Here is a 13,995-nt window from a genome sequence, read left to right as displayed (position 1 = left end):
GACTGGTCATCAATCCCCCTGGGCTTGTGTGAGCAAGTGGTAAAGCTCGTCCAGATCAGCAAACAGTGCAGGCCTTTGGCCGTCGATGCCATCGGTTTTCAGTCGATTCAGTATGCGACGATCAAGCTGGTCGTTACCGGCTTGCAGGGCTTGTTCGGCGGCTACCAGCTCGGTTTCAATGAGCTGGCCTTCGATTAAGGCTTCGACGAGAAGCTTGGCTGACTCTGTCAGCAGCTCTGAATTTTTCTTTGCCTTGTGCCGCAATTCGTGAAGTGAATTGAAGCCATCCAAGTCAACATCTGAAAAATCAGGAATTAGTATATTGCCCAAATTTTCTTGGTTAATTCCCGGCATGGTAGTGCCCGTAGAGAACTGCCAGAACTGCATATTCCCTGCTGGGGAGTTCAAAAACCAAGAAAGTATTGGCATGAACTCTGTTTTTTTCGGTTTACACGAAAAAACCTCGCTTGAGCACAGAAAATCAGTAGACTCCATCACCACAGCAGCGACCCCGAAAGTCCCCTTTCTGGTTAACAAAAGGTCTCCCTGTTTTGGCTTCTGCTTTGTGCTGGCATCATCCAGCGCCGAGATTCTGATTTTGGGTGCATTCTTCACATTGATGTACCCAGCATGGACATCTGCCACTTTCACATAGGGCAGACCCTCTGCCAATTCATCTCGCTCATCGAATCCATTTGTAACGCTTTGAAGAAAATGAGAGATGGATGTAGTTTTTGCTTTGGCACGTAGGTTTTTCTGATTCTTGATGTAATGATCGCGGTAAGTAGTCGCGGTGAGCATATCCGTCATCAGGTCAGGTGAGACCATCGATGCCAGACTTGAAGGTGTTTTTTGCTCTGGTTGATAACGCTGCGTGAACGAATCCAGTTTTATCTCTAGACTCTTTTCCCAAGCCCGCAGCCGCTCAGCTTGGCGGACTTTGTCGCCAATATATTTTTGGACAGTGCTATTTGGGCTTGGAGCAGGTAAGTCGCGAAGATCTTCTAAATTTATGCCGGCTTGAACCGTGCCAGACACGTATCTTGAAAAAATAGCTTCTGCAAATTTCGAGTTGAGATATGCAACCAAAAATCGTGAGTCTACGCCGACCTGCTCCGGCTCTGGCAGCACCGCGCTGTGCTGCCCTATAACTGCCTCGCATTGTTTTACCACCACTGCGGCGTTGCCAATATACCCGCCTATCGCGACAACAATGTCGTTAACTCTTAGCTTGCAGCGTCGATTCTCTTCAAACTGAATTTTTGAAATAGAGGCCGCATCATCAGAATTAACCATCCAATAATTGCAATCTTGCAGGCGGATTAACTTATATACAGAAATCGCCCACTCGGGACCGCGAACACCGTTGGTTATTTTTCTTTTTTTATCTACCAGCTCAAATATTTTTTTTACCTCTACACTGGAGTGCAGCTTTTCGGTAGCACTGAGCCCTACAGGATTATAGAAACCACAATCAAGTCGATGCTCGAGGATGTCAGGCTTAATTTTCACCGTATACATCACTCACCCCGCTTATAAGCGCCAACAATCTTATCGAGATCATTAGGCACGCCGGCCGAGTAGTCCTCGATATTGTTTTTCACCACATAGCCCAGTGTTTCTGCCACCGCCATGAACACATCACCTTGCGGCTCAGGCAGGAACTGCTCGGGATGCTCAGGGCTGGCGTGGCGCTTTTGCAGGTAGAGCACCGAGGTCTTGGCTCCAGTGCCGGAGAGCTTGAAGGTGTCCGCCGGGAGGGAGAGCACCGCCTTGACGATGGCCTTTCCACCGACAAACTGGCCGGTTATTTCATCCTTCTTGCCCATGATGTACTCACGCACATAGCGGTCGCCGGAGTTACACAGCACACCGTCGGGCAACACGATCAGCAGGCGGCCACCGGGGCGCAGTAATTGCAGGCAGCGATCGATAAACAGCACGGCAGGATCGATAGTGGCTCCAACTGGTTTCCAGTTGCCTTTGCCGTCTGGCTTGCTGCCCAGCGCCAGGCCACTGGTAGAGGGGAACAGGTTGTACACCGCCTTTTTTCCAGCGGAGACATTGCGCAAATCGGTGCGGTAGCCGGGCCACTTGGGGCTGCCGTCTTCATCTAGGTCGAGATTGCCTAGGTCTTGCCAGGTTTTCTTGACGTAATCGTAATAAGCAACGTACTCGGTTTCGAGTTTGGCCGGGCGGAAGCCGCCCAACACTTGCTCCATCTGGGCTTCGTAGCGCTCTTTGGATTCTTTGCCCTTCTTGTCGCTGGTGAACTTGGGCGTGCCAAACGGCGGGTTGGTGCAGATCAGGTCAAAGCTGTTGGGTTTGAACGCCTTGGCGGTGAGCGAGTTGTCGGTGTAGAAAATCTTGGCCTTGGGTGCCCCTTGCAGAGCCATGTTAACGCGGGCCAGCATCACCATGCGTGGGGCCGCATCGGCACCGGTGAAGGCGGTGTCGCGCAGGGTTTGCTGAAGCGCCTTTTTCTGAGCATCGCTCATGCCGCCCAGATGGTCGACCACGTTTTCGATGTGGCTGAGCGCCACCGAGCCAAAGCCAAACGAACCGCAGGTGGGGTCGCAAAAGCGGAAGGCACCAGCAGTGAGGCGTTCCATAGCGGCGTTGTCTTGCTGGATATCGTGCATGGCGATTTCCAGCATGGCCTGCTTGACCGGATTGGGCGTGAGGTACACGCCCAGGCCGCCTTTGGATTCAAAGTTAGCGCGCAGGAACACATCGAACACCCGGCCCAGCAGATCGCCCGCCACATCGGCCAGGGTGCCCACTTCTTTGCCTGCGATCATGCGGCCTTGGTTGTCCGTGACCGGCCCAAGGTCTTGCATGGCTTCCAGCAAGGTGCGGTAGTTTTCCGGCTGCGTCAGACGCAGGTGGGAGTCGCTCGGGAAGATGGCGTTGCGGGTACCGTCATCGCTGACCACCACGTAGTCTTCGTGCGCTTTAAAGGCTTCAAAGGCTGCCTTGATTTGCTCGACTGCCTTGGCACCGTGCTTGGCCACGTAGCGATGGTCAAACACCTCGCGAAAGCGCTGGGCCTTACCTTCGTGGTCGGTAAAGCTGAGTTCATCGCCATGATGAACGCGGAAGGTTTCAAGGAATAGCAGCTTGGCCACTTCCTCGATGATGTCGTTCTTGTCGTTGACGCGATCCTTGACGGTCTGGAAGACCTGCTCATGGAAGGCGTCAAAGCGGTGCATCAGGCGAGTGTAGATGCGCATCGACCAGCGGAAGGTCGAGTCTTTTTCCAGCTTTTCGTAATTGCGAATTAGCTCGATGGAAGGCACTTCGTCCACCGAGTGGGTGCCATCACTGCCATCGACACCAAACAGGCTGTAGCAGCGGGTGTTTTTGTCGTCTTGCAGATGGGCAAACACTGGCCAGTCACCACTGACGCTGGCCAGCAGTTCGTAAGCCAGTTGATCCAGCTTGTCTTCGCGGGAATAGTCCCAGTGCCCCGGTTCCAGGGCGATCAACAACACTGAGGGAGTCTGGTTGCCTTGGTCTTCTCCCCAGATCAGCCCGGTTTTGACGAAATCGTGATCGCTATTCAGCGGGGTGTGCTCGATGTAGTCGCTGTATTTGGTGCGGATGGCTTGGTAGCGTTGATCCAGTGTTTGTTCGGCTGCCATGGGTTCTTTTATCCTGCGTATCCGTTAAGCCAGCTTGAGTAGCGGGCCTTTTAATTCGAGTCGAGCATCTTGTTGTGCTGCACTGCGCAGCATCGGTTCGGTGACCACCAAGCCTGCCGGCAATTTGCTGATGAGCTGGGCCAAGGGCATAGGGCGGCCGGCCTTTTGCAGTAGCGCCACCATTTCGTCGGCCAGACTGGGGGCGGCATGACCTGACCCAGCATTGAGAGCCCACGCTAGTTCACCACTGGGCAATTCACTGCGCTGCAAGGACGGCGTACAAGCCAGCCATAGGCTCAACTGTGCACGACTCCATCCCAGCTGATGCCATTGCGTGCCATGGTCCACCCACAACTGGTCCAGTGTGACAGGGCCGGTTTTCATGCCCCGCCGAACGACGTCCAAAAGATCAAAGTGACTCATGCCGCTCCTCCGCCGATTGGGTGGGGTGTCGGGGCTCGATAACCTGGGGCAAGCGTTGCATTTGCAACGCCATAAAGCGCCAGAGGGTCCTTTAGCCAGAGCCGGTACTCATGCCCGCTCAGGCTGTGGTCAGGTGAGCAGTCCACACTCCATCTACGCAGAATGTATCCGGCTGTCGCGGCACGCAGCTTCATGCGCAGCACGCCACGATCCATGCTGTAGTCCATCTCGGTGATCTCCGGCCGGGGCCGGTCTGGATGTGGCACCAGCTCCAGTTCGACGATTCGGGTCCACTGAATGTCTTGATCGCTCAGCTCGTGGGCTGCAACTGGCTGCCCCTTGAGCACGACAGGGTTCTTGATCCGGGTGATGACGAAATCCCGGAACTCCTGTGACTTTCGGTCAAAGGCGCGGACGTGCCAGCGCTGGCCGTTGTCGATGAGCGCAAACGGGACGACCTCCCGCTCAGTGCGCCCACTGGAAATCGAGTGGTACTCGATGCTAAGTGGACATTCCTGGTGGATTGCCCGGGTCACGCACTCCAGCACATCCAGATCTGGGTAGGTGAGGCAAAACGGGCACTCGCTGATCACCCAGGCGCTGATATGCATGGGCTCGCCGTCGCCGAAACCTTGAGTCAGCCACGACATTACTCGCCCTAGGGGGAAATCAAAGACCGGCCGGAAAGTCGTGCCCAGACCGTAAGCCTTTGCTTTGGCGTCGTAGTCGATGTTGCCAGGAGCGATCTCTTTGTACAGAGCCAAGTCCCGTGTGGCGGCGGCAGATTGGATGCCAAACCGCGACACTAAGTCCTGACGGCGAATCTCCCCGATGAAGCGTATGCGCAACTCCACAAACGCGAGACGGTCGCGTTGCGGTTGGGTCAAGTCGGCAAGTTGTGTTATTGACATCCTGACTAGCTCATCCAGTTCGGCAATGGTTGGTTCAGCTTAATGCGAAGGCATATTAGTCACCCAATGGATCTAGTGTCGAGTCTTAATAATGCATATATTCGATGCATTGTGATTACCATTGCGTGGCTGGAATAGGCTAGATCATCCTCTTGCGGGGAGCCTGGGAGACGCGGTGAGTGCCAGTCAGGGACAAGATGGGGAAAGAAATGGATCAAATGGCCAGACCTCACATCAGCGGCTCGTACACCGCGAACCTGCTTGGAAACATCAGAAGCCACCTGGCGGGACTTCAAGGCTATGACGTCATGGCCCTTGAACTCATTCAGAACGCGGACGACGCGAAAGCGGAGTCGGTAGTTTTTGACGTCACCGATCAGGGGCTCGTTGTATTCAATAGCGGTCAGTTCACCTACTGTGGCGGCCTGGACAGGCCGTGCGCCTTTCTTGCCGAAGGTAATTATAAGTGTGACTACCACCGAATCACGGATGTTGGCAGCGGTGGAAAGCTCACTCGTGGTGAGAACATTGGCCGCTTTGGTATCGGCTTCGTCTCGACCTATCAGGTCACGGACCACCCAGAGATCCGATCCGCTGGGATCAAACTGACATTGCACCCCGAAAAAGGGCAATGGTTCATCGAACCACTCCAGCAGCCCGAGGGCACCACTTTCTTCTTGCCCTGGGCAGACGACCCGAATACTGATGCACGCTTGGCGCTCGGGGTGTCACACGTCAGCACCGCACACATTGATCAACTCGTAGACGATTTTCAAAAGGTCCTGCGCAAAAGCTTGCTGTTCCTGAGGCATGTTCGGACTGCAGAGCTGCGGCGAAATGGCGAACTGTTGTTGGCTTGCGATCTGGAGCGCGGGGATGGGTCGGATCTGATCGTTAGTTTTCACCCGAATGGTGAGGTGGAGCAGTGGTACATCTTGCGGGCTGATGCTGCGGAGTCTGCGGCTCGTCTGTATGCCTCACACCCCCGACTTGAATCCCTTGGTCGGGGCACCAAGATCAGCATTGGCTTGAGGATCGATCCCGAGCCGCTCGCCGAGGGACTGCTCTACGCGTTCCTGCCAACCGAACAGTCGACCGGTCTGCCTCTTCATATCAATGCAGACTTCTTTCCAGAGTCTGATCGAAAGGCCGTGATTTTTGCTGGGCACCAGCATGAACAGGCCTGGAATGAGATGCTCATTGACGTCGCGGCAACAGAGGTGGCCAGAGATCCCGAGGGTCTTCTCAGGATGCTCGGCGACGTTCAGTTTTGGCAGATCATGGCGCGAACGTTTGATTTGTCGAGACCGTCAAATCACCCGGCTTGCTTCAAGCGGTTTTGGGAGCGGATGCTGGCCACAGCCTCTCAAGCTCGCATTGCTCCTGCACAGGATGGGGGTGTTCACGTCCCCAGCGGCGTATTCTTCCCTGATAAAGCACTGAACTCTGCTCAAGTCAGTGCATTGAAGGAAGTTGGCGGGCAAGTCATCACCGAGGATTTGCGGCCGTTCAGAACCGCAGTCAATCAGTTGGGCTCCCCATTTCTGACGTTTGAACGCCTTGTTGGGCTGCTCGAGCAAGCCATGTCACCGCAGGCGGCTGGCGCAATACAGGTGGAAGAAGAACGCCTTGATGGCTTCTATCGTCCGCTATGGGGAATGATTAACGAGTTGTTCCCAGAGGCAATAACGCCCCCTCCAGCTACGAAGGCAGCCATTCAGCGGTTGCAGGCGATTCCCTTTGTTGTCACTGAAGACCTGTACGCCGTTACGATCAGTCAGTCCTTTGTCGCGCCCGCTGCGCTGGAAGCTAGGCGGGTAGCGTCGCTACTGCCAAGGCTGGCCATTGCATCGCGCCACGTCCTCGGACTCCCCAAGATCGCACGACAAATTCGACAACTTGAGCTCGGTGCTGTTGTCCGCCACATCGGCTCGTTATGCGCCACCAATGCCATCGAGGATGTCATCGGCGTTGAGCAACAAGAGTTGCGTGACCTGTATGCGATGTTTGCTGATCTGGATCGCTACGGCAATGTTGACGCAGCGGTGTATCAGTCTCTTCGAAATCTGCCAATCTGGCTTTCAAGCCGAGGTCTGATAAAAGCGTCACAAGCGCTATTACCGGGGAATTTCACCGATCCTACTGGCCAGGCCGATCTTCTAGAAACCTCTGTTCTATCTGCTTCCGCGAGAGAGTTCGTGTCAAGCAAACTCGGCGTTCAGACGCAGACTATTGAAGCGTTCGTGCAAAATGTCTTGCCGAGATTCTTCAATGAGGAAGGACCTCTGGATGCATCCAAGTACGTCCGCCTTATTGGCGAAATAGCCAACTATCCGGCGCTCGTGAATGATGAAAGCATCCGTCGGCTATTGGGTGCACTGCCGATCGTGCCGACGCAGGACGGGAATTGGTCGCGACCTACGGAAACCTACAGACGCACCGATGATTTGGTGAGGATCCTTGGCGATGCTACGAGTCTTTGGCTCGACACCAGTCGTGTGCCAAACACCCGGTCGGTCCACTCTTTCATTGAGAGCATTGGACTTCGTCGCTCCCCCATGGCAGAGCATCTGGTTGAGCGGATGCTTTTCATCGCAGAAAACTTCCTGCCGACCGAAGATGCAAAAAGAGCCAGCAGTGAGGCCTTCTATGTCCTGTGCGACCGGTTCGATGAATGGAAGGAACAGTCGTTTTTTCAGGACGCCATAAGCAGTCTCAAAAGATCGGCATGCCTCCCCGCGATTGATGACGCCGAGGACTGGTATCCCGCGAACTCTCTGTATGCGCCTTACCGTGCCGAAGCCTTCTCATCACAAGCGTCAGTGCTCGACTTTCGGAATATGGCAAGACTCAACCGGGACTTGCTGAAGAAACTGAACGTTGCGCTGGAGCCAGAAACTTCGCTGATCATCAATCACCTTCGGCATTGCGTAGCAAAAAAATCACCAGCACCTTTCACCACGTATCAGATACTCAACGAGAGATCGAAAGACGAAGGCTCTTCCATTTCGACGCTGTCCGGGGAACCGTTCATCTTCATCGAAAGCCAGAAAAGCTATGTGAGATCCAATCAGCTTTTCTGGATGCCTCAGCAGCTTGGGCGCTATGCGTTCACCATTCCAGGCAACCTCGAAGCGTTCAAGCCCTTGTTCAATGCGATCGGAGTAAAGAATGCCCCCGAAGGTCGGGACTACGTCGACATCCTGCTGGACATCGTTGCTGAGTATTTCGAGCAATCGAAGCCCATTACAGGGCCAGATCGGTCTGTTTACGAAGCCTGCCTTATCGGCATTGCTACCTCAGATGAACGCGAAGAACTGGGTACCTCGGACATTCGAAGACTGCAGGAAGCGCCGTCGATACTGAACCTGATGGGACAGCCAACGCACCCAGACGAAGTGCTTCTTCAAGACAGTGAATGGCACGCAGGTTTCTTCAACGGTGAGCTTGACTTGGCGCTGTGCAAACCCGCCCCGGAGCTGTGGCCGATCCTTGAGAAGATCGGCGTTAGGCGGCTCAGTGAGAGCGCTGAGGTCGCACTTGAGTTCGTTGATGGTCAAAAGGCAGAGGAACCGCAGCTTGCCGAGAAGCTGATGGAGCGTATCGGCATCCTTGCCCGATTGCTCCACGACAAACCGACCACGGTCCAGAAGAAGATTCGAGAAGCAATTTGGAAGCTGAAGGCCATAAGCCACGAAGTTGTCCGTGTTCAATCGTCTGTTTGCGTCGTTGGGGATGGGGACGCGGTTCCGCCGAGATTGTCGGAACCTAAACGCACCCAAGCGTTTTACGACATAGATACGCACCAGTTGATCGTGGAGCGGCCAGTGGTTGATCGGAGTTGGCCGCATGTTCTGAATGCCATCTTCCACCAGCTGATGCCGGAAGAGTCAGGCAATGAAATACTGAAACTCACTGGCATGGCGGGACCACGCATGCGGATGTCAGTCGAGGAGGCCCATCAAGATCTAACAGACTCGGGTTTTCCGCATCTCGAAGCAGAGGAGGACTCCAGTTCAGAATATGATTTGACCTCGTCGAGTTTGGACGATTTGGGAGGCACGACAGAGCCGGGGGGCCAGCCGGAGAGCAAACAAGATGGCGCGTCAGTCGATGTCACAAAAGGTGGAGAGCGCGCACCGAATCGGCCTGGTACGAGTGAGCCGACAGGTGATCCGAAGGCTCCTCCCAAGAATGTGTCGCCGCCCTTTATTGGGCGGCCTCAGACCGGTTCTAACGGCGCAAGAGAAATGGAGTTACCTGATGGTGACCGGACTACTGGGCACGACCACAGAACCGATTCGCCGTTTGGCAGCACTGAGCGCGCTAAGAGACCGCGTCCAAAGCACAAGGAGCAATGGGATCGACGACTGCTATCTTATGTTCGAAGAAAGCAGGTGGAGTTTCCCGATGCGGCCGAGCAGGAAGGCTCGTCTGAACACAACCTTGCAGTTGAGGTTGTAGCCCGAGCAGCTGTCTGCGCCTATGAGAGGTCCCGGGGACGTGTCGCTGAACAGATGCCCCAAACCCACCCGGGCTACGACATCATCAGCCGAAATCCGTTGACAGGCGAAGACCGTTTCATCGAGGTAAAGGGCGTCAACGGCGAGTGGAATCAGACAGGTGTGGGTTTGTCCAGGCTGCAGTTCAGCAACGCCCAAGACTACGGTGATCGTTACTGGTTGTACGTGGTTGAGTTTGTTTCTGACCCTGAGCACACTCGCGTTCACGCCATTCGCAGTCCTGCCACGCAGGTGACATCGTTCATGTTCGACGGCAATTGGCGCGATGCTGTTGCAGAGGAGCGCGACGACCCAGCACTTGCATTTATCGCGGGAGCAAGGGTCACACACCAGCACTTTGGCATTGGGCGAATTGAATCAATGGATTTGCGAGGTTCAACTCGTGTGATGTCCATTGAGTTTGAGACCAGCGGTCGACGCACGGTCACTTTAAATCTGCAGACGATGACGGTGGTTGAAGATACCGATGACAACGATCATTCCTGAGCTGACCGACGCCCAATTGGCGGAATTGCCATCCCAGGCGGAGGCGAAGGTCTATCGCGCGCTCAGGGACGGGCTTCCTCGAGACTTTGTTGTCTTCTTCCAGGTAGGGTGGATCTTGCGCCGAGAGGAAGAGCAAGCGAAAGATGGCGAAACCGACTTCGTCATCTGCCACCCGGATCTCGGGTACGTTTGCGTTGAAGTTAAGGGCGGCGGTGTCGGGTTCGACTCCAGCAGCGGGGACTGGTTTTCCGTTGACAGGCACCGTCATAAACACGCAATCAACAACCCTGTCAGTCAAGCGCTGAAAGCCAAGTATTCGATCCGGTCCAAGCTGTGTGAACATCAGCGATGGCGGAGTCTGTCCCTTGCCAACGTCCTCAGAGGCCATGCGGTGTTCTTTCCAGATGTTGGCGATGCGAATGCGCTCAGTCGCCCCGATATGCCAACCGCGCTGATCGGATGCGCCAAAGATCTTCATGACGCCAAAGCTTGGGTCGATACCGTGTTTACCTATTGGGGCAACAACGCATCGGGATTCACCCCCATGGGCAGGCGCGGTGTTGAAGTCTTCCGCGAAGTGTTCGCTCGATCATTCGAGGTCGCTCCGCTGATGTCTTCTCAATTAGCCGACCAGGAAGCGCGACGACTGATTCTCACGAAGGACCAGATTCGCGTGCTCGACTTCTTGCGTTCCCACCGAAGAGTTTCCGTTAGCGGTGGCGCGGGTACGGGCAAGACCGTCTTGGCGCTTGAAAAGGCACGTCGCCTTGCGTCCGAGGGGTTTAGAACGCTGCTCACTTGTTATAACCGGCAGCTTGCAGATCATCTTTCAAGCCTTTGCTCGGGTACCCAAAACCTCGATGTGATGAGTTTCCATCAGCTGTGCCACCGTCAAGTCGAGACAGCCAACCGTGCATCAGGGCGAGACCTTGTTGCTGAGGCAAAGATCACCTATCCGGGCAAGGACCTCTACGAGGTACAACTACCTAATGCGCTCGGATACTCCCTCGAAATCCTTCCGGATCGGTACGATGCCATCGTCTGCGATGAGGGTCAGGATTTCCGTGAGGAATTCTGGGTGCCTCTTGAGCTGCTTCTAAATGACTACGACACTAGTCCGCTGTACGTGTTCTACGACGACAACCAGAATTTGTATGCCCGCGCAGGGACTTTTCCAATCCGCGAGGAAGCATTCTCACTGACCACGAATTGCCGCAACACGGCACCTATTCACGAAGCTGCCTACAAGCACTACAAGGGCATTCCGGTAAGCCCACCTGATATCCAAGGTGACGATGTTCAGTTTGATGAGTCGCCAAACCGAGACGCTCAAGCTGGGAAGATCAATGCCCGCATCGTCGACTTGATAGCGAGGCAGGGCATCTCGCCAAGTGATATCACGGTGTTGGTGGCTGACGCCTTGCACAAGGCCGAGTACTACGAGGCCTTGCGAAGACTTCCGTTGCCAAAGCCGGCAACTTGGCTTGAAGAGGGCGTCAGAGGCAAGACCACGGTCCTGATCGATACCATTCAACGGTTCAAGGGACTCGAGTCGCCGATCGTCATCTTGTGGGGTTTGGACACCATCGATTTGTCACAGCGACAAGAGCTGCTGTATGTGGGGATAAGTCGTGCCAAATCGTTGCTGCTAATCTTAGGACGGAATACAACGTGCGTAGCGCTTAAAGCAGTGATAAATAGTTAGTAGAGCAACCTACACGCGCGAAAAGTGAAACAGACTTTATAATCAAAAACACATACCAAACCCTGATAACACGCGGGATGAAGGGTTGCTACCTGTACTGTACCGAAAAAGAGTCTGCGCAATACTTCGAGAGTCGGCTCAAGCCAACAAAAAAAATTATTTACGGTATCGTTTTCGGGAGCCCCTGAGCCTGCGAGTGGAGAGATCGTACGCGCTGGGGTAAAAATCAGCTCGACTATTTGCTTGATAGATTCGACCCTGATTCGTCTCGGGGGCGGAGCTCAAAAAGCACCGTCCATCGGAATCCAGACCTGACAGCGTTCCAACTGGTATTCCAAGCAGTTTTACCAATCAATTATTAACCAGCAAAAACAGATAGATACCAACTTATTTCAAATTACCCCGGTGTAGTGGTCTAATGATTCCGGACACCTATTTAGGCGAGAATGCTCGCCACAGAGAGGTGTCTGATGACCAAGCAACGCCGTACCTTTACGCCCGAGTTCAAGCGCGAAGCCGCCAGCCTGGTGCTCGATCAGGGCTACAGCCATATCGAAGCAGCTCGCTCACTAGGGTTGGTTGAGTCTGCCCTGCGCCGCTGGGTCAACCAGCTCCAGCAAGAACGAGGCGGTGTCACTCCGACCAGTAAGGCGCTCACGCCCGAGCAGCAAAAAATCCAGGAGCTGGAAGCTCGGATCAATCGGCTGGAACGGGAAAAATCTATATTAAAAAAGGCCACCGCGCTCTTGATGGCCGAGGAACACGAGCGTTCGCGTTAATCGATCAACTCCGTTCTGAGGAGCCTGTTGATCTGTTGTGCTCGGTATTTGAAGTCACCCGATCTTGCTACTACGCACACTGTCGAAAACGTCGAACTCCCGACGTTGAGCGGCTGGTTTTACGCAGCCGTGTAAACGAATTGTTCACCCAAAGCCGCAGTGCCGCAGGCAGTCGAAGCATCATGTTCATGATGCGCGAGGACGGCATAGAAATCGGGCGTTTCAAGGTGCGCAAGCTGATGAGCGAAATGAAGTTGATCAGCAAGCAACCCGGCTCACATGCCTACAAAAAGGCGACGGTCGAGCGGCCGGATATTCCGAACGTGCTGGATCGAGCGTTCAGCGTATCGGCACCCAATGAGGTCTGGTGTGGTGACATCACGTATGTCTGGGCTCAAGGTCGCTGGCACTATTTGGCGGCTGTGATTGATCTGTTCGCCCGCCGCGTGGTGGGCTGGGCGTTTTCATCGAAGCCCGATGCCGACCTGGTGATCAAGGCCTTGGACATGGCCTATGAGCAGCGTGATCGACCTCAGAATGTGCTGTTTCACAGCGACCAAGGAAGCCAATACGGCAGCCGAAGCTTCCGCCAGCGACTGTGGCGTTATCGTTTTAAGCAGAGCATGAGCCGGCGTGGAAGCTGCCACGACAACGCGCCGATGGAACGGTTGTTTCGCAGTTTGAAAACGGAATGGGTACCGAGCGTGGGCTACATGAGCGCTACGCTGGCACAGCAGGATATCGGCCGGTTTTTGATGCAGCGCTACAACTGGCAACGGCCACATCAATTTAACAGCGGGCTGGCGCCCGCTGTGGCCGAGGAGAAACTTAACGCAGTGTCCGGGATTAGTTGACCACTACACTGGAAGGGGCCGAGGCCATGATCCCGCGCAAGGGTTTTCTCCGGCGCAAGCTTGAGGCTGCACTGATCCGCCTGGCGATCAACATCTTGATGGACCGGAACGTCACCCGCTCCCTGGTCGTCAGTCGCCGCGACAACAACGACATGTGGCATATGGCCGAGAAGCTTGAAGGCATCGCCGACCGCATCGCCCGCGGCTACCCGTAACCCCTCCCCCTACAACAACTCAAGCCTGCCGGTAGGCGGGCAAGGATGAGTCATGCCTGAAATAACCTGTCACCAGGGCCACACCATGCGAGTCAGCACGGACCAGTGGGTTGAGACATTGACCCTGGACCAGATGCGCTACGCCCGCGACAAGATGGCCGAGAAGATCAAGGCGGCCGAGGCCCAGCCCAAGCGCTGCGTGTGGCGCGTGTGCCGTGGCGGTCTCGCCGAGGGTAACTACCGCGAGGAGGACTTCGAGAAGGCAGCAGACCACCTACTGCGCATCTTCAAAGGGCACTTCGCCGAAGAGGCAAAGGCTTTTGTTGATCGCCACTACGGCACCCTGCGCTTCGAGCGCGAGATCCCACACATCGCAGTCGAGCTGGTCAGCCAGTTCGAATATGACACCGAGTGGTTCCCGGCCAAGGCCTAACCCATCCCCACCTCTGCCGCCA

Annotated in this window: 9 protein-coding genes and 1 pseudogene; 6 read left to right on the top strand and 4 right to left on the bottom strand. The window is 55.0% G+C overall.

Annotated elements, in window-relative coordinates:
- Positions 1–9 precede the first annotated feature (9 nt).
- Genes F8N82_RS07230 through F8N82_RS07215 form a run of 4 tightly spaced genes read right to left on the bottom strand, consistent with a single transcriptional unit; the run spans position 10 to position 4,978 of the window.
- The gene (locus tag F8N82_RS07230; RefSeq protein ID WP_150776920.1) at positions 10–1,521 is read right to left on the bottom strand and encodes a restriction endonuclease subunit S; all 1,512 of its coding nucleotides are present in this window, start codon (positions 1,519–1,521) and stop codon (positions 10–12) included.
- Positions 1,521–3,644: an HsdM family class I SAM-dependent methyltransferase gene (locus F8N82_RS07225; protein ID WP_150776921.1), complete on the bottom strand. Its 2,124-nt coding sequence runs from the start codon at positions 3,642–3,644 to the stop codon at positions 1,521–1,523. Before F8N82_RS07225 ends, F8N82_RS07230 begins: the two co-directional genes overlap by 1 nt.
- A gap of 24 nt (positions 3,645–3,668) precedes the next feature.
- Positions 3,669–4,067 (bottom strand): hypothetical protein, encoded by a 399-nt coding sequence (locus F8N82_RS07220; protein ID WP_150776922.1) that lies wholly within the window; start codon positions 4,065–4,067, stop codon positions 3,669–3,671.
- Positions 4,064–4,978, bottom strand: coding sequence for a helix-turn-helix transcriptional regulator (locus tag F8N82_RS07215; protein WP_150776923.1), 915 nt, complete (start codon positions 4,976–4,978; stop codon positions 4,064–4,066). Before F8N82_RS07215 ends, F8N82_RS07220 begins: the two co-directional genes overlap by 4 nt.
- A gap of 209 nt (positions 4,979–5,187) precedes the next feature.
- Between F8N82_RS07215 and F8N82_RS07210 the strand changes: the two genes are divergently transcribed.
- From F8N82_RS07210 to F8N82_RS07185, 6 genes and pseudogenes are all read left to right on the top strand, one after another.
- Entirely contained in the window at positions 5,188–9,987 is a 4,800-nt protein-coding gene (locus F8N82_RS07210; RefSeq protein ID WP_224793779.1) for a DUF3883 domain-containing protein, read from the top strand.
- Complete coding sequence (locus F8N82_RS07205) at positions 9,968–11,692, top strand: DEAD/DEAH box helicase (RefSeq protein ID WP_119371507.1); 1,725 nt, start codon at positions 9,968–9,970, stop codon at positions 11,690–11,692. The genes F8N82_RS07210 and F8N82_RS07205 overlap by 20 nt, the downstream gene beginning before the upstream one ends.
- Before the next feature lie 2 nt (positions 11,693–11,694).
- Positions 11,695–11,880 (top strand): annotated as a pseudogene (locus F8N82_RS07200) (DNA/RNA helicase domain-containing protein); the annotation flags it as partial.
- A 282-nt stretch (positions 11,881–12,162) separates the two neighbouring features.
- Positions 12,163–13,325 (top strand): IS3 family transposase gene (locus F8N82_RS07195; RefSeq protein ID WP_338918664.1). Its coding sequence is split into 2 segments (ribosomal slippage): positions 12,163–12,418 and positions 12,418–13,325, totalling 1,164 coding nucleotides; the frame shifts between segments, so codons are not numbered across the junction.
- Positions 13,326–13,351: 26 nt separating this feature from the next.
- Positions 13,352–13,540 (top strand): hypothetical protein, encoded by a 189-nt coding sequence (locus F8N82_RS07190; protein ID WP_038994585.1) that lies wholly within the window; start codon positions 13,352–13,354, stop codon positions 13,538–13,540.
- A gap of 52 nt (positions 13,541–13,592) precedes the next feature.
- Positions 13,593–13,973, top strand: coding sequence for a hypothetical protein (locus F8N82_RS07185; protein WP_224793886.1), 381 nt, complete (start codon positions 13,593–13,595; stop codon positions 13,971–13,973).
- The last annotated feature ends 22 nt before the right edge of the window (positions 13,974–13,995 follow it).

Source organism: Pseudomonas fluorescens (genome assembly GCF_902497775.2).
GTDB classification, from domain to species: domain Bacteria; phylum Pseudomonadota; class Gammaproteobacteria; order Pseudomonadales; family Pseudomonadaceae; genus Aquipseudomonas; species Aquipseudomonas putida_F.
Note: the sequence above shows the minus strand (reverse complement) of the source record. Positions and strands in the feature narration are given on the sequence as shown.